The following is an 18115-nucleotide window of genomic DNA, read 5'->3' on the forward strand; positions in this document are numbered from 1 at the left end:
CAGGTTGGCCCGGCTAACCGGCCGGGCCGGTCGGCGCCGAGACGTGGGTGGCCTCGGATCGCCCGCGCAGCACCGTGGAATAGCATTCGGCCCACTGCGCGCGCTCGGCCTCACCCGCGGCATCGATGGCACCCGCCGAGCACAGGATCCGTCTGTCGGAGGTTTTGGCGAGGTCGGCCAGCCGCGCGGCTTCGTTGACGGCGTCACCGATCACGGTGTATTCGTACCGGTTTTCAGCGCCGACGTTGCCGGCGAACACCCGACCCGCTGACACACCGATGCCGAAATCGACCGGCAGCCTGCGCAGTTGGGATCCGAGCGCACGGGCGGTCGCCAACGCCGACGATGCGGGCTCGCTGATCGGCAACGGCACCCCGAAGACGGCGAGTGCGGCATCGCCGGCGAATTTGTTGATCAGCCCGTGGTGTTCGTCGACGGCGTGCACGACGATCCGGAAGAAGTCATTGAGCACCTCCGCGACCTCTTGCGGTGGGCGGCTTTCGGCGAGCCGGGTGGATCCGACCAGGTCGATGAAAAGCACCGCCGCTTCGACCACGTCGCCCGACAGCGTCGCCCCCTCGCTGAGGGCGCGTTGTGCGACGTCGGCGCCCACATGGCGGCCGAACAGGTCACGCAGCCGGTCGCGCTCGGCGAGGCCCGCCACCATTCGGTTGAATCCCGTTTGCAGGCGCCCGATTTGGGATCGTTCGTAGGCGCCGACATACGTTTCCATGCGGCCGTGCTCGACCTCGGCCATCGCGTCGACGACCTCGCCGACCGGATCCGAGATCGACCGCGAGGTCAGGATCATCGTGGGCAGTCCCAGCACCAGCGCCGCCAGCGACACCACCAGAATCGGCACGTCCAGCGAGGCCGACTTCTCGATCAGCCAGCCATACGAGCGCAGAACTACCAGCGTCGCGATGACGGCGATGGGAAAGGCGCTGCACAAGAACCACAGCAGGACCAGCCGCGCGTACACGCTCGGCACCGCCAGCCGCGGCTCGGCGCCCAGCGTGGCGGCGCGCATGATGGGCCGCAGGGTGCGCTGCGCGAGCAGCATCCCGGTGCCGGCGGCCGCCGATCCGCCGAGCAGCACGCCGAGCACGATGGGCAGCAGAAGTTGGGCCCCGCCAGTCAGATTCAGCAGGATGAAGATCCCGCCGGTCGTCGCCCAGGACGTCACCAGGATCGCCGACTGGCGCCCGGCCAGCTTCATCACGGCTTCGCGTTGTTGCGGGGTGGGTTCATTACCGGCGACGTACCAGCGCACGGTGGGCACCAGGCTGACGGCGCCGGCGACCGCGACGCTGACGATGCCCAGCACGATGAGCAGCACCACGGGCGCGGTGTTCTGCCGTGCGAAGTCTGCGTTGGCGCCGACGGAAGTGTGGCCCCGCAACGGAATCAGGATGGCCGCCACCTCGACGACGGCCAACAGGTAGGACAGGCTCATATCGAACCCGTATTGAAACAACCACCGTCGAAAGGACTTTCGTTGCCCCATGGCGGGCTGCCGCCCCGGGCCACGCCACGATGGCGGAAGCCGATCCCGAAGCCAGCCCACGGTGATCACCCTATGAAGGTAGCCGCGTCTGGTCCGAAATTTGCTCTACGCACCGTTGTTCGGCCCGCCGGAGTTCTGCCCTGGGATGTCGGTGATCGGGAAATTCGGCATCGGTTTCGGTGAGGGCGTATTGGGCAGCGTGGGGATGTCGCCGGGTGGGATGTCGTGCAGGCCGTTGACGGGCGGACCGTTCTCCCGGCTGCCGTAACTGCTGCCGGGAGAACGCGATCCCAGCAGGTCGCTGACCGTCACCAACCGGTAGCCGTTGGCCTTGAGCACCGGGATGAACTGATACACCAGGTCGACGGTGCTCGAGTAGGTGCTGTGCAGCAGGACCACCGAGCCGGGCTTGATGTAGGTCATCAGCATGTAGCGCGTCGCCGCCGTGTTCGAGTCGTTCGCCCAATCGAAAGGGATCACGTCCCAGAGGATTTCGGCCAGGCCGAATTGGCCAGCGGCCTGGCGCACCACCGGGTCGGACAATCCGCCCGCGGGGCGATACAGGTTCGGGGTGCGGCCGGTCGCGGCGGTGATCGCGTCGTTGGCCTTGGAGAACTGGGCGGCGATGTCCTCGCGCGGGATCGTGGTCATGTTGGGGTGTTCCCAGGTGTGGCTGCCGATCTCCATCCCCGCGTCGGCAATGCGCTTGGCCCCGGCCGGGTCGGCGGCCACCTTGTTGCCGATCAGGAAGAAGGTGGCCTTGGCGTCGTTCTCCTTCAGTATTTGCAGCAGCCGCCCGTCGAACGGCCCCGGCCCGTCGTCGAACGTCAACGCGACGCACTTGATGACCGAGCAGCTGAGGTCGTCGGCGCGCGTCACGTGACCCGTGAGCCCGCCGATCACCAGCACCGCGACGGCCGCCGCCACACCGACAACCGTGCGCCAGTAGCGCCAGGCTTGGGTGTCGGGTCGTTTCGCCACCGTGGAAGTTTAGCGAAGGCAGGCCTACCCGGAGTGGAGCGCGCTGGTCAGGCGCCCTCACTGCGGGCCGGCGATCTCCTCGAGCATCTCGGTGACCAGGGCGGCAATCGGGGACCGCTCGCTGCGCAACAGGGTGATGTGGGCGAACAGCGGATGGCCCTTGAGCTTCTCGATCACCGCCGCGACCCCGTCGTGGCGGCCCACTCGCAGGTTGTCGCGCTGCGCGATGTCGTGCGTCAACACCACCCGCGATCCGGTGCCCAGCCTGGACAGCACCGTCAGCAGGACGTTGCGCTCCAGCGACTGCGCCTCGTCGACGATCACGAACGAGTCGTGCAGCGACCGGCCCCGGATGTGGGTCAACGGCAGCACCTCGAGCATGCCGCGGGACAGCACTTCCTCGAGCACCGCCGGGCTGGCCAGACCCTCGAGGGTGTCGAAGACGGCCTGCGCCCATGGCCCCATCTTTTCGCTCTCGCTGCCGGGCAGGTATCCGAGCTCCTGACCGCCGACGGCGTAGAGCGGCCGGAAGACCACCACCTTGCGCTGGGTCCGCCGTTCCAGCACCGCCTCCAGGCCGGCGCACAGCGCGAGGGCCGACTTGCCGGTGCCCGCCTTGCCGCCCAGCGACACGATGCCCACCGACTCGTCTAGCAGCAGGTCGAGCGCCACCCGCTGCTCGGCCGAGCGGCCGCGTAGCCCGAACACCTCGCGGTCGCCGCGCACCAGCTGGACACGTTTGTCCGCGTTGACCCGGCCCAGCGCGTGAGAGCTCCCGCCGAGCAGCCGAACACCGGTGTGGCAGGGAAGGTCTCGCGCTTCCACCAGATCGATCTCGCCGTCGGTGAACAGCGCGTCGATGTCCTCGGTAGCGGTCTCGATCTCGCGCATTCCCGACCACCCGGAAGCCACCACATCCTGCGCGTGGTACTCGTCGGCGGCCAGACCCACCGCGGCTGCCTTGACGCGAAGCGGAATGTCCTTGCTGACCAAGGTGACTCGCTTGCCCTCGGCGGCGAGGTTGGCGGCACAGCTCAGGATCCGGGAGTCGTTGCTGTCGCTGCGGAAACCCGCAGGCAGCACCGACGGGTCCGTGTGGTTGAGCTCGACGTGCAGCGAACCACCTTGCGTCCCAACGGGAATGGGCTGATCCAGTCGTCCGTGCAACAGCCGGAGATCGTCGAACAGCCGCAAGGACTGGCGGGCGAACCATCCCAGCTCGTGGTGGTGGCGTTTGGCCTCCAGCTCGCTGATCACCACCAACGGAACAACCACCTCGTGTTCGGCGAACCGGCTGCACGCCCAGGGGTCGGACAGCAGCACGGAAGTGTCGATCACGTAGGTCCGGATTTCGGTCACGTAGCGCTCCTCGAGCGGGATGAGCCCGCGCGGACCCGCACAGGCATGTCGACGGGAACCGCAGCACCAGGACCGGGGCCGGTCCTTCCGTTGTGGTGACGGGAGGTGCCGCCCTGGCAGCAGAGCATGACGCTGACCATCGGGATCGACGCTACTCCCGTGGCCGCATGCGCGCTGTGCAGGCGCGCCGACGTGGCGACCCGCGACCCCCTTCGGTGGGAGGCCGATGTTGAGGGGCGCGTGCAGGCCGGCTTAGCCGACGATCAATTGCCGCAGTTCAGGCTCGTCCGCGAGCCCCCATGCGGCGATGCGGTCGGAGATCGCCTGACGCAGCTGCTCCGGACCAAAAATGCCTGCCTTTTCGACGTTCTGCACCTTGTCCGCATACGCGTCGATGTCGGCGCCGGGCACCTTCAGGTCGGCAGCGCGGGCGGCGATGGCCGCGATGGTCTCGTCGTGGGTGTACTCGAGGCAGTGCGCGACGAGGTTGGAGAAGAAGACCTCGTGGCGCCGCTCGTCGCGGGCGATCCGGTCGATGAGGCCGGCGAGGATGGGCTCCTCGAGCTTCGCGGCCAGGTTTTCACAGAACACGGCGTGGGTGCGTTCGACGAACGCCAGGTGCACCAGCGTTTCCACCTGCGAGTAGGTGTCGGCGCGGTAGCCCTTCATGACGTACTGGACGCGGGCCTCTTCGTTGGCGGTCGGGTCGACCTCGCGGGTCACCACCAGGTACTCGCGCAGCGCGATGGCGTGCAGGTGCTCCTCGGCGGTCCACCGGCCCAGCCAGCGGCCCCAGTAGTCCTCCAGGATGAAGTGCTCGACCAACTCGCGATGGTGCGCGGCCAGGTTGTCCTTGAGCAGCAGCATGATCTCGCATGCGTCCGTCAACGGCCTCGGCAGCGTCATGGACGACGGGTCCCAGTCGCGCCCACCGAGGAAGGCGAAGTTCTCGCCCCGTTCGAACGGCACGTAGTCGTGTGCGAACCAGGTTTCTTCGGTGGACAAGTGGCGGTCGATGTTTGCTTCGACGACCGGCTCGAGTTCCAGGGTCAGCGCGTTAGCGACAGGTCTCTGTGCCATGAGATAACTGTAACCCGCATACACAGGTTCATGAAATCGCCCGGGTCGTGTCGCGGCAAGTCGCGGCGACTGGTGACTTTGGTCCTCAGAGCCGCTGCGCCCCCTGGTCAGCGGCCGACCTGGCTCCACTCCTGGAGCCCTTGGTACAGCGGGAGCCTAGAGCGTCAGGCCCGGGTAAAGCGGGTTGGCGGCCAATAGTTCGGTCGCGGCCGCCTTGACCCGTTCGGCGGTGCCGTCGGCCAGTGAATACTTGGCCTTGGAGGAGCCCGCGGGTTCCGTGTTTGTCAGCACGTCGATCATCAACTCGGCCACTCGGTCGAAGTCGTCGGCACCGAAGCCGCGGGTGGTCAGCGCGGGACTGCCGAGCCGGATGCCGCTGGTATACCAGGCGCCGTTGGGGTCGGCGGGTATGGCGTTGCGGTTGGTGACGACGCCGGCGTCCAGCAACGCCGACTCCGCTTGACGTCCAGTCAAGCCAAACGAGGTGACGTCGAGCAGCACGATGTGGTTGTCGGTGCCCCCGGTAACCAGCCGGGCGTCGCGCTTAAGGAAGCCGTCGGCCAGGGCCTGGGCGTTGTCGGCGACCCGCGCCGCGTAGTCCCGGAACGCGGGTTGCCTCGCCTCGGCGAGCGCGACGGCCTTGGCCGCCATTACATGTGACAGCGGCCCGCCGAGCACCATCGGGCAGCCCTTGTCAACGGCGTCGGCGTATTCGGGTTGGCACAGGATGAGGCCGCCGCGCGGACCCCGCAGCGACTTGTGCGTCGTCGTCGTCGTGACGTGGGCGTGCGGCACCGGGTCCTCGTCGCCGGTGAACACCTTGCCCGCCACCAGGCCCGCGAAATGCGCCATGTCCACCATCAGGGTGGCGCCCACCTCGTCGGCGATTTCACGCATCGTCGCGAAGTTGATCCGGCGCGGGTAAGCGGAGTAGCCCGCGACGATGATCAGCGGCTTGAACTCGCGCGCGGCGGCCGCGACTGCGCCGTAGTCGACGAATCCGGTGTCCGGATCGGTGCCGTAGCTGCGCTGGTGAAACATCTTGCCGGAGATGTTGGGCCGGAAGCCATGGGTGAGGTGGCCGCCGGCATCCAACGACATGCCCAACAACCGCTGGTTGCCCAGTTCGGTGCGCAGCTTCTCCCAGTCGGCCTCGGACAAATCATTGACGTGCTTGACCCCCGCCTTGGCCAGACCCGTGGCCTCGACCCGGGTCGCCAGGATCGCCCAGTAGGCAACGAGGTTGGCGTCGATGCCCGAATGGGGCTGCGCGTACGCATGCGGGGCGCCGAACAGCTCTCGGGCGTGCTCGACGGCAACGCTTTCGACGGTGTCGACGTTCTGGCATCCGGCGTAGAACCGATGTCCGATGGTGCCCTCGGCGTATTTGTCTGACAGCCAGGTGCCCATCGTCAGCAGGACCGCAGGCGACGCGTAGTTCTCGCTGGCGATCAGCTTGAGCGAATCACGTTGGTCAGCGAGCTCTTTGCGCGTCGCCGCGGCGATGCGTGGTTCGACGGACTCGACCACCTGCAGTGCGGCTCGGTAGGCAGTGGTCGCGGTGTCGGCATATTCGCCGCCCGGTGACGTGGTCGAGATGGCGGTGCGGGTCAAGTCGGCTGACATGAGAACAAGACTAGTCGGCCGGCTAACCCCACAGCGAGGCCGCTCGCGCTATCCAGCGTCGAGTTTTCGCCAGCCCAGCCGTCGGGCTTTTCGGCGCTCCTGCAACACTTGCACTATGCCGCGGCTTAGCGAGCCGAGCCCATATGTGGAGTTCGACCGAAAGCAATGGCGTGCGCTTCGTATGTCGACGCCGCTGGCCCTCACCGAGGAAGAACTCGTCGGGCTGCGCGGTTTGGGTGAACAAATCGACTTGCTCGAAGTCGAAGAGGTCTACCTGCCGCTGGCCCGGCTCATTCACCTCCAGGTCGCGGCGCGGCAGCGATTGTTCGCCGCCACCGCCGAATTCCTCGGCGAACCTCAGCAGAACCCGGACCGGCCGGTGCCGTTCATCATCGGGGTAGCCGGCAGCGTCGCTGTCGGCAAGTCGACGACCGCCCGTGTGCTGCAGGCCCTGTTGGCGCGGTGGGATCACCACCCGCGGGTCGACCTGGTCACCACCGACGGTTTCCTGTACCCGAATGCCGAGCTGGACCGGCGGAACCTGATGCACCGCAAGGGGTTTCCGGAGAGCTACAACCGTCGCGCGTTGATGCGGTTCGTGACCTCGGTCAAATCCGGTTCGGACTACGCGTGCGCGCCGGTGTACTCGCACCTGAAATACGACGTCATCCCCGGGGCTAAGCATGTGGTCCGTCACCCCGACATCTTGATCCTGGAGGGCCTCAACGTCCTGCAGACCGGTCCGACCCTGATGGTGTCGGACCTGTTCGACTTCGGCGTGTACGTCGACGCCCGGATCGAGGACATCGAGCAGTGGTACGTATCGCGATTCCTGGCCATGCGCAGCACCGCCTTCGCGGATCCCGAATCGCACTTCCACCACTACTCGGCCCTCAACGACACGAAGGCGGTCGCCGCCGCTCGCGAGATCTGGCGGTCGATCAACCGCCCCAACCTGGTCGAGAACATCCTTCCGACCCGGCCACGCGCCACCCTGGTGCTGCGCAAGGACGCCGACCACTCCATCAACCGGTTGCGGCTGCGCAAGCTTTAGCGCTTAACGCAGCCCACACCGGCCCGGCGGCAGATCACGCCTCGAGGCGACGCACCCCAGGTATTGCAGCCCCGCGAACGCCGCCGTGTACGCGCCGCCGGCCAACGTCAACGCGATGCCCGTGGCGGTCAGCGGCAGCGCTTCGGCGGCCACGATCGCGGCCAGCGTGAACGCGAGGTTGACCACCACGACGCTGATACCGAGACGTCGCAGTTCCGGCAGCGCCCCGAGGCTGAACACCAGCAGGCCGGCGATCACGAACACCATGCCCACGGTGTATTCCTGGAAGGACGTCAGGCCGGTCAGCGACGAAATCGGGTCGGCGAAGAAGGCGATGGCCAACCCACACAACCCCGTCAGGGTCGCGTCGGCACGGACGGCAAAACGCAACAGCGAGTCCCTCGAGTCGTAGAGGGGCCGGGTCTGGATGCTTGATACACCGGTGATCGAGCTCATGTGCTTACTCCTCCGATGGCGGGTTGGGTCGAACAGCTTCGAGGGTGCCGCCAGTGCACTGCCATATCGACTCGTGGCGCTGCCAACTACTGCCACGGAATCAAAGACGAGGTGGTTCACCCGACTATTCCCGTCAGCGGGTAAATATTTGACACGCGCCAGTCGCGGGGCTCAGCGGCCCCACGGGTCACAGGTACACGGGGCACAGCACTGTGCCGTCGGCGACCGCGGTGACTCCTGTACCCGTTCTAGTCGCTGGGAACCGGGACCCGGCCGCGAAGATCGGCGGCGATCAGCCGGGCGGCCGCATTCTGCCAGTTGTGCAGCGAGCGCTGGGGAACCTCGGTGACGAACCACTGCCAGGCCTGCCGCGCGGTCGGATCCAGACCCGCGGCGGTGGCGTTCTGCGCGTACGCGCGCACGCCGACGACGTACGGGAAGTACAGCGAGTTGTAGTACCGCCACTCTTCGGTGGTTCCGAAGTCGCCGCCGTCGCGCGGCTTGAGCCGCGCTATGCCGTCGGCCAGCACGGCCTTGAGTTCGTTGGCCCGCTCGATCGGTTGGTCGGGGGCTCCTCGGGCGGCCAGCCGCTCGTCGATCACCGGCAACGCGGTCAGCGGGCTGGCGACCAGCTTGGTCAGGTCGCCGTAATGGCCCAGCGCGCGACGGGTGAGCCTGGCGAAGGTGACGTCGTCGACGCCGGCCAGCGGGTGCTCCTGGCGCAGCGGCAGCGCCGCCCCGGTATGGCGCAGCGCGGCCCGATCCGCCCGCAGCGCAGGCGATTTCGAGAACGCTAGGCGGTCGAGCACCCCGGCCAGCGGATCGGCGAGCACCTGCACGGTGATCGCGATCGCGAGGCTGGTGAACAGCAGCACGGTCAGCGCGGTCCGCGCGCCGGGCTCGTCGCGGGTCACCGCCAACCCGATCAGCGCCTGGCCGCCGAACGGCACCGCCACCGCGACCGAACCGGCGAACGAGCGCAGCATGTCGGCGCGCAGCGCGTGGCCCTCGTCGAACGCGTCCCACAGCGCGACGGCGACCCCGAGCCCGAGGACGTCGCAACTCGTGGACGCCAGCGCAACCCAGCTGGGCACCAGGCCCAGCGGAATGACCAGGATCGCGTTGCTCAGCGCGAAGAACAGGGTGGCGGTGACGGCGAGTCCCACCGCGGGCTTCGGTCGCCGCGGGCGGCGTAGCGCGACGGCCATCGCGCCGAGCGTCGACACCGAGATCACCGCGAACATCAGCCAGTGGCCCGGCCGCAGCGGCCCGTCGACGCTGCCGGCCAGCGCCGCCCCGAACAGGGTCAGCGCGGCGACCCCGGCCACGAGTAGCACCTCGCGGGTGCGTGAGCGCCAGCCGTCACTGGGCCGGGACAGCTCGACGAGCACCGCGAACCACGCCACGCCGGGGACGGCCGCCAGGTAGATCTCGACTCGGCCCAGCAGCTGGGCATGACCGGGGCCGGCGGTCCGAACCGCATCCAGGCCCACCACGAGCGCGAACCCGCACAACCCGATCGCCGCCAGCGCAAGGACGGGTTTACGCGGATCGCGGGCGGCCAGATACAGGCCCAGCCAGGCGCTCAGCGTGAATACCACCGCCGACAGCGCAGCCATGTCCTCAGTGTGGCACGCGCGCGGGCGGGCGCTGAAGGCCTTTGGGGACTACTTGCCGTGCCGGCGATCCCGCCGGCTGTAGTCACGCAGCGCACGCAAGAAGTCGACGCGGCGGAACGCCGGCCAATGCGTTTCGCAGAACCACATCTCCGAATACGCGCTCTGCCACAGCAGGAATCCGGACAGCCGTTGCTCGCCCGAGGTGCGGATCACCAGGTCGGGGTCGGGTTGCCCGGACGTGTAGAGATTCTCGGAGATGGCGTCGACGGTCACCGCGTCGACGAGCTCCTCGGCGGTGGCGCCGTTGGCGAGTTCTTTGTTCAACAACGCACGCACCGCGCCGACGATCTCCTGCCGGCCGCCGTAGCCGACCGCCACGTTGACGTGAAACGGCGCGACGCTCGGGGTGGACTCGACCGCACCGCGCAACCGGCGGGCGGGCTCGTCGCCGAGCAGTTCCAAGTCCCCCACCGTGCGCACGCTCCAGCGGTTGGCCGGTGCGCAGATCTCCTCCACGACGTCGGTGATGATTTCGATCAGCCCGGCCAGCTCGTCGGGATCGCGTTGCAGGTTTTCGGTGGACAGCAGGTACACCGTGGTCATTTCGACCCCGGCTTCCTGACACCAGCGCAGCATCTCCGCGATCTTGGACGCGCCCATCCGGTAGCCGTAGCTGACGTCCTCGTATCCCGCGTCGCGGGCCCACCGCCGGTTCCCGTCGCACAGCACGGCGATGTGCCGCGGCAGCTGGGACTTCGAGGCGGCCAGGCCCTGCCTCAGCCGCAGCTCGTAGACGCGATACAGCGGCTCTTTGAGGCGCGGTGGGATAATTTCCACGAACACTCACCCTACTGCCAGCGGTGATTTATTCACCGCCTCTCATTTCGGCCCGGTCATCTGAGAAGTCGAGACGGCGCCGTAACCATCCCTGGCTACTGTGGATCCTGGGCAGCCCCCGGCGACCTTCCCACCGGTATTCCAAGTTGCGAGAACAAGACACTGGAGACATGAGCAGCCAGACCAGCACCGTCCCCAACCCGGAGCCCGAACGCGAGTCGATCGTTCCGGGCAACACCGTCGAACAACTCGTCGAGGGTGCCGCGCAGTTCCTGGGCAAGCCCCGGATGCGCGGCTGGATCCACTTCGTCTCGGCCTGGCTTGCCATCATCACCGGCGCCACGCTGGTGTCGGTGTCGTGGGCGGTCGCCTCGCCCCGCGCCGGCCACTCGACGCTGGTCTACGCCGCGGCGACGGTGGCGATGTTCGCGGTCAGCGCCACCTATCACCGGGTGCACTGGAAGTCAGTCGTCGCGCGCAACCTGATGAAGCGGCTCGACCACTCGATGATCTTCGTCTTCATCGCCGGCAGCTACACCCCGTTCGCGCGGCTGGTCATGCCGCAGAACACCGGCGTGCTGGTGCAGTGCATCGTGTGGGGCGGCGCGGCGGCCGGCATCGCGTTGAAGATGTGCTGGCCGACGGCGCCGCGGTGGGTCGGCGTGCCGCTCTATCTGCTGCTGGGCTGGGTGGCCGTCTGGTTCGCCCCGACGATCCTGCACCAGGCCGGCGTGGCCGCGATGGTGCTGCTGGCGGTGGGCGGCGTCTTCTACAGCGTGGGCGGTATCTTCTACGGGCTGCGCTGGCCCGACCCGTGGCCGACGACGTTCGGCTACCACGAGTTCTTCCACGCCTTCACCGCGATCGCGGCGATCCTGCACTACATCGCCATGTGGTTCGCCGTCTTCTACACCGGCGACCACGCCTGGCTGGCGGGCGGCTAGGCGGGGACGACCTCGTCCTCCGGCGACCAGTAGGCCTTCATAGAGGCGATCTTGCCTTGGCCGTCGAAGACCATGACGTCGATCGGCTCGATCACCATCCGGTGTTCGCCCGCGGTCACGGTCAGCCGGAATTGGAAGGCCGCCTCGTTGCCGGCGACGCGCAGCGTCTTCAGTTCGCATTCGCGCTGCAGTTCGTTGATCGCGGAGTAGAAGCCGTGGATGGCCTGCCGGCCGATGTGCACCTCGCCGCCGACCGGATCCTCGACGGTGGCGTCGTCGGCGTACAACTCGACCAAGTCGTCGGCGCTGCCCTTGGCGACCAACTCGATGTAGCGGTTGACCGTGTTTCTGATCGCTTCGGTCTTGGCGGCATTCGGCATGGGAGGCAGGGTAACCCCAGGCTAGTGGTGATCGCCAGCGCGGCGCAGCCGGGCGCGGCGGGTCGCCGCCATCGGCTTCAGTGACCGGAAACACCCAGGGCGGCGGCCAGTTGGGCCGCCGTGGTCACCGGCAGATCGCAGACCTGGCCACGGCACACGTAGGCGGCGTCAGCGCCGCCTACCCGGGGGCGGCCGGCCAGCAGCGCCGACGAATCCACCTCCCCGCCCACGACGATCGCCCCGCCGGGCGCCAGCCGCCGCGCATGGGCCAGCAGCGCCGAGGCTGACGGGTCGCAGGCGATCGCGATCTGCAGCGGTCCGCGCACCGCCGCTTCGGCGACGGCCAGCCAATGGCCGGCCGACCGCGGCGCGCGGTCCAACAGCAGCGAGTGCGCGCCCAGCGATTCGGCCGCCGCCCGCAGATACCGCTCGGCGCGGTCGCCCTCGACCAGGTGCGCGGCGGTCAGCAGCGCCTCGGTGATCGACGACGCTCCCGACGGGGTCGCGCCGTCCAGCGGGTCGGCCGGGCGGAGTACCAACTGCTCGGCATCGTCGGCGGTGTCGAACCAGCGGCCGGGTTGCGCACGATCGGCGAAGTGCGCCAGCGCGGTGTCCAGCAGGTTGGTGGCCGCGGTCAGCCAGGTCGCATCGGCGCTCAGCTGATACAGCGCAAGCAGCCCGGTGGCCAGCATCGCGTGGTCTTCGAGGATGGCAACGCTGTCGCCGACCACGCCACCCAGGCTGGCGCGTCGCAACCGGCCGTCGACGACATGCAATTCCAGCAGCGCCCGCGCGCAACGCCTTGCGGCGTCAATCAATTCGGGCTCGTCGAGCGCCACACCGGCCTCGACCAGCGCGGTGATCGCCAGCCCGTTCCAGGACGTGACGACCTTGTCGTCGCGGCCGGGCTGGATTCGGGTGTGCCGGGCGGCCAGCAGCGCGGACCGCACGCGGTCCAGCCGTTGCGGATCGTCGGGATCGGCGAGTAGCCGCAGCACCGAGGTGCCGTGCTCGAACGTGCCGCCCGAAGTGACCGCGAAAACGCCTGCAGCCCAGGGGCCGTCGTCGGGCCCGAGTACCTCGTTCAGCTGCGCCGGTGTCCAGACATAGGTCGAACCCTCGCGACCGTCGGCGTCGGCGTCCAGCGACGAGGTGAACACGGCGCCGTCGGCCAGATCGTCGAGCAGGAACCGGGCGGTCTGGGCGGTGACCCGGCGCGCCAGCGGGTCACCGGTGCGCCTGGCCCAGTGCGCGTAGGCGCGCAGCAGCAGCGCGTTGTCGTACAGCATCTTCTCGAAATGCGGTACCACCCAAGCATTGTCGACGCTGTAACGGGCGAATCCGCCGCCGAGCTGGTCGTAGATGCCGCCGCGCGCCATCGCGTTGCCGGTGTGCGCAACCGCCGCGAGCGCCGCCGGCGAGCCGGTGCGCTCGAAGTACCGCAGCAGCGCCTCGAGCAGCGCCGACGGCGGGAATTTGGGCGCACCGCCGAACCCGCCGTGCACCGCGTCGTGTTCCTCGAGCAGCGTGGCGACGGCGTGGTCGCACAGCTCCGGAGCCACGGCCGGACCGGCACCCGGAAGAGCCGAAGCCATCCTGCGTAGCTCACCGGCGATATTGTCGGAGGCCTCCTCCACCTCACCACGACGCTCCCGCCAGGTGGCGGATACAGCCGAAAGAAGTTGCAGGAAGCCTTCTTTCGGATAGTACGTGCCACAGAAGAAGGGGCGCCCGTCCGGCGTGAGGAAACACGTCATCGGCCAGCCGCCGTGCCCGGTGAGCGCGACCGTGGCGTTCATGTACACCGCGTCGATGTCCGGGCGTTCCTCACGGTCGACCTTGACGCAGACGAACCCCGCGTTCATCGCGGCGGCCACTTCGTCGTCCTCAAACGATTCGTGGGCCATGACGTGGCACCAGTGGCAGGCCGCGTAGCCGACCGAGAGCAGGATCGGCACGTCGCGGGTGGCGGCGGCGGCCAGCGCCTCGGGCGTCCACTGCTGCCAATGCACGGGATTGTCGGCGTGCTGGCGCAGATACGGGCTGGTCGCCAGTCCAAGGGTATTCGTCGAAGCGGGGTCAGCCGGGCTCATCGCCGGGCCCCGGGGCTCGCGGCGAGCCGTCCGTCTGGTCGGGCTCGCTGTCCCGGTCGACCGCGTCGGTGCCCTCGTCGGCGGCCTGGTCCGGTTCGGGGTGCTTGGGATCAAACGATTCCGGCACCTTCTTCAGCTGCCGGTTCATCGACCGCAGCAGAAACAGCGTGCTGATCAACAGCAACACGACGATCAGCAGCCCGACCGGGCTGGCCTTGCCGAAATCGGGGCCGGTGTGGTGCGGCGGGCCGTCGGCCTGCCAGCCGGCGGCGGTCATGACCAGATAGAGGTGATTCACTCGTCGCTCTCGATTCCGGCGAACAGGTCGTCCTCGGGCAGCCGGGCCGGGACTCGCGAGCGCGCCAACTCGAATTCCTCTGTGGGCCAAAGCCGTTGCTGCCACGCGATGGGAGCGGCGAAGAAGTCGTGCTCGGGGTCGATCTGGGTGGTGTGTGCGCGCAGCGCGTCGTCGCGCTGGCTGAAGTATGCCGAGCACTCGACCCGCGTGGTGACCCGCGACTCGAACGGGTCGTGCTTGGCGTCCCAGTGTTCGAGCCACTTCTTGAACGGGGGTTCTTGACCGTGCTTGATGGCTTCGTCGTGCAGCAACTGCATCCGGGCGCGCAGGAATCCGTGGTTGTAGTAGAGCTTGGACACCGTCCACGGCTCACCGGCGTCCGGGAAGAGCCGGTAATCGCCGGCCGCCTCGAACGCGCCGACCGAAACCTGGTGGCAGCGAATGTGATCGGGGTGGGGATAGCCGCCGTTCTCGTCGTATGTGGTCATCACGTGCGGACGGAACTCACGGACCACGCGGACCAGCGCCTCGACCGACTCCTCCAGCGGCACCAGCGCGAAACAGCCCTCGGGCAATGGTGGCGGCGGATCACCCTGGGGCAGCCCGGAGTCGACGAAACCCAGCCAGGTGTGCTCCACGCCGAGTATCTCGACGGCCTTGGCCATCTCGTCACGGCGGATTTCGGCGATGTGCCCATGCACCTCGGGCAGGTCCATCGCCGGGTTGAGAATGTCGCCGCGCTCGCCGCCGGTCAACGTCACCACCAGCACCCGGTGGCCCTCGTCGGCGTAGCGGGCCAGCGTGGCCGCGCCCTTGCTGGACTCGTCATCGGGGTGGGCGTGCACCGCCATCAACCGCAATTCGCTCACGTGCTCCCTTGTCATCTCTGGTGGTCGCCCGGTCTGACCCTATAATTCCAGTTCCGACTTCATTGCGTGCCGTCGGCTTGTGCCCGGCGGCCGACAACCAGGCAAAACAGGCGTAACCAGGTATGACCGAAACCCCGATTTCTCGGCCGGAGGCCCGCTACGGACGCTCCCGGCTGTCGCGTATCCCCCGGCGGTGGGTGATCGCCGCGCTGGGCACGCTGGTGATCGCGGCCGGGCTCGTCATCGCCGTCATCGGTTATCACCGGTTCGGCACCAGCGACGTCAAGGGGACGATGGCCGGCTATCGGGTGATCGATGACCAGACGGCGTCGATAACGATCAGTGTGACGAGATCAGATCCGTCACGGCCGGTGGACTGCATCGTGCGGGTCCGCGCGCAGGACGGCAGCGAGACGGGCCGGCGCGAGCTGCTGGTCCCGCCGTCGGAAGCGGCCACCGTGCAGGTGACCACGACGGTGAAATCTTTCGAACCGCCGGTGGTGGCCGACATCTATGGTTGCGGCACCGATGTGCCCGCCTACCTGCGCCCGGCGTGACCTCCCGATCCACGGCGAACTGCGAATACGGGGTCATCAACTGTTTGCGCGGTGGTAACATGGATGAATGCACGGTTCCGGTTGGGGCCGTGTTGCTGCATTAGCGACCGTGAGCAAAACGGAGCGGCAGCACACGGGGACGACCCGCAAACTCCGGGGCGGCGGAGCTAACAGGACTTAACGCGGACTCGCGAAACAACATACGAGGAGCACGACGAGATGACGGACACTTCCGTGACCTGGCTGACCCAGGAGTCACACGATCGACTCAAGGCGGAGCTCGATCACTTGATCGCGAATCGTCCGGTCATCGCCGCGGAGATCAACGACCGCCGCGAAGAGGGCGACCTGCGCGAGAACGGCGGCTACCACGCCGCCCGCGAAGAGCAGGGTCAGCAGGAGGCCCGCATCCGTCAGCTGCAGGACCTGCTCAACAACGCCAAGGTCGGCGAGGCGCCCAAGCAGTCCGGCGTCGCGCTGCCCGGTTCGGTGGTGAAGGTCTACTACAACGGCGACAAGTCCGACACGGAGACCTTTCTGATCGCCACCCGCCAGGAGGGCGTCAACGACGGCAAGCTCGAGGTGTACTCGCCCAACTCACCGCTGGGCGGCGCCCTGATCGACGCCAAGGAAGGCGAGACCCGCCGCTACGTGGTGCCCAACGGCAACACCGTCGAAGTCACGCTGGTCAGCGCGGAGCCCTACCACTCCTGATCGCGGGCTATCTCAAGCCCGATCGGGGCTTCTAGCCCAGGGCCTGATCGAGATCGGCCAGCAGGTCGGCGATGTCTTCGATGCCGACCGACAACCGCACCAGGTCGTCGGGGACCTCCAATTGCGACCCGGCCGTCGACGCGTGGGTCATCGCGCTGGGATGCTCGATCAGCGACTCCACCCCGCCCAGCGATTCCGCCAGGATGAACACCTTGGTCTTGGCGCACAGATCGCGGGCGGCGTCGCGGCCGCCACGCATGCGGACCGAGACCATTCCGCCGAAGGCGCTCATCTGCCGCGCGGCGACGTCATGCCCGGGGTGTGAGGGCAGGCCGGGATAGAGCACCGCGCTCACCGCGGGGTGCCCTTCGAGGAACTCCGCTACGGCAGAAGCGTTTTCGCTGTGCCGCTGCATGCGCAGCACCAGCGTCTTCAGGCCGCGCATCGTCAGGTAGGCGTCGAACGGGCCGGGCACCGCGCCGGCCCCGTTCTGCAGAAAGGCGAACGCCTCGTCCAGCTCTTGATCATTGGTGACCAGCGCACCGCCCACCACGTCGGAATGCCCACCGATGTATTTGGTGGTCGAGTGCAGCACGATGTCGGCGCCCAGCGTCAACGGCTGCTGCAGCGCGGGCGAGGCAAAAGTGTTGTCCACCAACACCTTTGCTGAATTCTTCCGCCCCAGCTCGGCCAGCGCGGCGATGTCGGCGATGGACAGCAGCGGATTGGTCGGGGTTTCGGCCCAGATCAGCCGGGTTTGCGGCGTGATCGCGGCGGCGACGGAGTCCAGCTCGTGCAGCGCCACCGGCGTGTACTCGACGTTCCACCGGGTGAAGACCTTGTCGATGAGCCGGAAGGTGCCGCCGTAGGCGTCGTTCGGGATGACCACATGGTCGCCGGGGCGCAGCAGCGCGCGCAGCGCGCAGTCGGTGGCGGCCATGCCCGAACCGAAGGCCCGGCCGTAGGCGCCGTCTTCGACGGCGGCCAGCGCGGCTTCCAGCGCGGCGCGGGTCGGGTTGCCGGTGCGCGCGTATTCGAACCCGCCGCGCAGGGCGCCGACGCCGTCCTGGGCGAAGGTGCTGCTGGCGTAGATCGGGGCGTTCACCGCGCCGGTCGCCGGGTCCGGCCGATAGCCGGCGTGAATCGCTTTGGTAGCCAGTCCGGTGAACTCGGGGTGTTCGTTGCGGTCGTCGCTCATCGACGATCAGCCTAGGTGACGGCCGGCCTCTCGGCGCCGTCGATCGGCAAGCACACCGTCGTCATGATCTTGTCCGCCAGCGTCTGGCGCTTCGAATCCCACAGCGGGAAAAGGAAACCGATGAAGCAGATGATCGCGTCGACGAAGTGCGCCAGCGAGCGCACCACCGACATCCCGAAGCCGAGGGGTTGGCCGGTGAGCTCGCTGACCACCTTGAACTTCAGCACCGACTTACCGACGCTCGACCCGGTGGTGCCCTGCCGGTAACCGTAATTCCAGATCAGATAGAACAGCCCGATTATCGACGCCAGCCACTGCGCCACCATGCCGACGGTCGAGTTCTGGGTGGCGCAGTACTGGTTGACGGCGTACTGCGTGACGTCGGTGATGCAGGCGGTCTGCTGGGTGGCGACCAGGATCGCGGTGCCGATGCCGTGCACCACGACGTACGGGAGGATATCGATGATGAACGCCAGCGCGCGGGTGAGCCACGGCGTGTAGTCCCTGCGTCTTATACACATCTCCGAGCCCACGAGACTGCAG

18 protein-coding genes are annotated in these 18115 nt (G+C 67.8%); 4 read left to right on the forward strand and 14 right to left on the reverse strand.

All coding sequences use genetic code 11. The features are described from left to right. Positions 1–13: 13 nt before the first annotated feature. The 5 genes from A5760_RS14745 to A5760_RS14765 all read right to left on the reverse strand — a co-directional run bounded on the left by A5760_RS14745 (position 14) and on the right by A5760_RS14765 (position 6553). Complete coding sequence (locus A5760_RS14745) at positions 14–1456, reverse strand: adenylate/guanylate cyclase domain-containing protein (RefSeq protein ID WP_064881935.1); 1443 nt, start codon at positions 1454–1456, stop codon at positions 14–16. 156 nt (positions 1457–1612) lie between these two features. Further along, entirely contained in the window at positions 1613–2488 is an 876-nt protein-coding gene (locus A5760_RS14750; RefSeq protein WP_064881936.1) for a polysaccharide deacetylase family protein, read from the reverse strand. Between the two features lie 57 nt (positions 2489–2545). Beyond that, positions 2546–3847, reverse strand: a complete 1302-nt coding sequence (locus A5760_RS14755) for a PhoH family protein (protein ID WP_007776610.1) — start codon at positions 3845–3847, stop codon at positions 2546–2548. A gap of 252 nt (positions 3848–4099) precedes the next feature. After that, a complete protein-coding gene (locus A5760_RS14760; protein ID WP_064881939.1) occupies positions 4100–4927 on the reverse strand; it encodes an acyl-ACP desaturase in 828 nt (275 codons plus the stop codon). Positions 4928–5083: 156 nt separating this feature from the next. Continuing rightward, positions 5084–6553, reverse strand: coding sequence for a glycine hydroxymethyltransferase (locus A5760_RS14765; RefSeq protein ID WP_064881941.1), 1470 nt, complete (start codon positions 6551–6553; stop codon positions 5084–5086). Between the two features lie 115 nt (positions 6554–6668). Between A5760_RS14765 and coaA the strand changes: the two genes are divergently transcribed. Next, the gene (gene coaA, locus A5760_RS14770) at positions 6669–7607 is read left to right on the forward strand and encodes a type I pantothenate kinase (protein WP_064881943.1); all 939 of its coding nucleotides are present in this window, start codon (positions 6669–6671) and stop codon (positions 7605–7607) included. Positions 7608–7610: 3 nt separating this feature from the next. Here coaA and A5760_RS14775 read toward each other — a convergent pair whose 3' ends face one another. The 3 genes from A5760_RS14775 to A5760_RS14785 all read right to left on the reverse strand — a co-directional run bounded on the left by A5760_RS14775 (position 7611) and on the right by A5760_RS14785 (position 10519). After that, positions 7611–8063: a hypothetical protein gene (locus A5760_RS14775; RefSeq protein ID WP_064881945.1), complete on the reverse strand. Its 453-nt coding sequence runs from the start codon at positions 8061–8063 to the stop codon at positions 7611–7613. 248 nt (positions 8064–8311) lie between these two features. Then, positions 8312–9682: a hypothetical protein gene (locus A5760_RS14780; protein WP_064881947.1), complete on the reverse strand. Its 1371-nt coding sequence runs from the start codon at positions 9680–9682 to the stop codon at positions 8312–8314. Positions 9683–9730: 48 nt separating this feature from the next. Further along, positions 9731–10519, reverse strand: coding sequence for a (2Z,6E)-farnesyl diphosphate synthase (locus tag A5760_RS14785; protein WP_064882012.1), 789 nt, complete (start codon positions 10517–10519; stop codon positions 9731–9733). Between the two features lie 170 nt (positions 10520–10689). Here A5760_RS14785 and trhA point away from each other — a divergent pair, with 170 nt between their 5' ends. Further along, positions 10690–11463 carry a PAQR family membrane homeostasis protein TrhA gene (gene trhA / locus A5760_RS14790; RefSeq protein WP_064881954.1) on the forward strand — a complete coding sequence of 258 codons (774 nt, stop codon included), beginning with the start codon at positions 10690–10692 and terminating at the stop codon, positions 11461–11463. On the opposite strand, the gene A5760_RS14795 is transcribed toward trhA, so the two are convergent. From A5760_RS14795 to mca, 4 genes are all read right to left on the reverse strand, one after another. Continuing rightward, entirely contained in the window at positions 11460–11843 is a 384-nt protein-coding gene (locus A5760_RS14795; RefSeq protein ID WP_064881956.1) for a nuclear transport factor 2 family protein, read from the reverse strand. The two genes, trhA and A5760_RS14795, sit on opposite strands and share 4 nt — an antisense overlap. 77 nt (positions 11844–11920) lie before the next feature. Continuing rightward, positions 11921–13936: a thioredoxin domain-containing protein gene (locus A5760_RS14800; RefSeq protein ID WP_064881958.1), complete on the reverse strand. Its 2016-nt coding sequence runs from the start codon at positions 13934–13936 to the stop codon at positions 11921–11923. Next, complete coding sequence (locus A5760_RS14805; protein WP_155764342.1) at positions 13923–14213, reverse strand: hypothetical protein; 291 nt, start codon at positions 14211–14213, stop codon at positions 13923–13925. The genes A5760_RS14800 and A5760_RS14805 overlap by 14 nt, the downstream gene beginning before the upstream one ends. Before the next feature lie 17 nt (positions 14214–14230). Next, positions 14231–15103 carry a mycothiol conjugate amidase Mca gene (gene mca, locus A5760_RS14810; protein ID WP_064881963.1) on the reverse strand — a complete coding sequence of 291 codons (873 nt, stop codon included), beginning with the start codon at positions 15101–15103 and terminating at the stop codon, positions 14231–14233. Positions 15104–15225: 122 nt separating this feature from the next. Between mca and A5760_RS14815 the strand changes: the two genes are divergently transcribed. Together A5760_RS14815 and greA are read left to right on the forward strand one after the other, a co-directional pair. Then, on the forward strand, positions 15226–15660 hold the full coding sequence (locus tag A5760_RS14815) for a DUF4307 domain-containing protein (RefSeq protein ID WP_064881966.1): 435 nt from the start codon (positions 15226–15228) through the stop codon (positions 15658–15660). Between the two features lie 219 nt (positions 15661–15879). Then, positions 15880–16374, forward strand: coding sequence for a transcription elongation factor GreA (gene greA / locus A5760_RS14820; RefSeq protein WP_064881968.1), 495 nt, complete (start codon positions 15880–15882; stop codon positions 16372–16374). 31 nt (positions 16375–16405) lie between these two features. Here greA and A5760_RS14825 read toward each other — a convergent pair whose 3' ends face one another. Next, positions 16406–17572: a cystathionine gamma-synthase gene (locus A5760_RS14825; RefSeq protein ID WP_064881970.1), complete on the reverse strand. Its 1167-nt coding sequence runs from the start codon at positions 17570–17572 to the stop codon at positions 16406–16408. Between the two features lie 11 nt (positions 17573–17583). Beyond that, positions 17584–18115 (reverse strand): RDD family protein (locus A5760_RS14830; RefSeq protein ID WP_064882014.1); only part of this gene is annotated, 532 nt, incomplete at its 5' end.

It is taken from the genome of Mycobacterium colombiense (assembly GCF_001665835.1).
Taxonomy (GTDB): domain Bacteria; phylum Actinomycetota; class Actinomycetes; order Mycobacteriales; family Mycobacteriaceae; genus Mycobacterium; species Mycobacterium colombiense_A.

Bases quoted from the DNA above. Each gene is read 5' to 3' on its own strand.
- A5760_RS14775 (WP_064881945.1), bottom strand. From the start codon at position 8,063: ATGAGCTCGATCACCGGTGTATCAAGCATCCAGACCCGGCCCCTCTAC.
- greA (WP_064881968.1), top strand. From the start codon at position 15,880: ATGACGGACACTTCCGTGACCTGGCTGACCCAGGAGTCACACGATCGA.
- A5760_RS14745 (WP_064881935.1), bottom strand. From the start codon at position 1,456: ATGAGCCTGTCCTACCTGTTGGCCGTCGTCGAGGTGGCGGCCATCCTG.
- A5760_RS14760 (WP_064881939.1), bottom strand. From the start codon at position 4,927: ATGGCACAGAGACCTGTCGCTAACGCGCTGACCCTGGAACTCGAGCCG.
- A5760_RS14805 (WP_155764342.1), bottom strand. From the start codon at position 14,213: ATGACCGCCGCCGGCTGGCAGGCCGACGGCCCGCCGCACCACACCGGC.
- A5760_RS14815 (WP_064881966.1), top strand. From the start codon at position 15,226: ATGACCGAAACCCCGATTTCTCGGCCGGAGGCCCGCTACGGACGCTCC.
- A5760_RS14765 (WP_064881941.1), bottom strand. From the start codon at position 6,553: ATGTCAGCCGACTTGACCCGCACCGCCATCTCGACCACGTCACCGGGC.
- coaA (WP_064881943.1), top strand. From the start codon at position 6,669: ATGCCGCGGCTTAGCGAGCCGAGCCCATATGTGGAGTTCGACCGAAAG.
- A5760_RS14780 (WP_064881947.1), bottom strand. From the start codon at position 9,682: ATGGCTGCGCTGTCGGCGGTGGTATTCACGCTGAGCGCCTGGCTGGGC.
- trhA (WP_064881954.1), top strand. From the start codon at position 10,690: ATGAGCAGCCAGACCAGCACCGTCCCCAACCCGGAGCCCGAACGCGAG.
- A5760_RS14800 (WP_064881958.1), bottom strand. From the start codon at position 13,936: ATGAGCCCGGCTGACCCCGCTTCGACGAATACCCTTGGACTGGCGACC.
- A5760_RS14825 (WP_064881970.1), bottom strand. From the start codon at position 17,572: ATGAGCGACGACCGCAACGAACACCCCGAGTTCACCGGACTGGCTACC.
- A5760_RS14795 (WP_064881956.1), bottom strand. From the start codon at position 11,843: ATGCCGAATGCCGCCAAGACCGAAGCGATCAGAAACACGGTCAACCGC.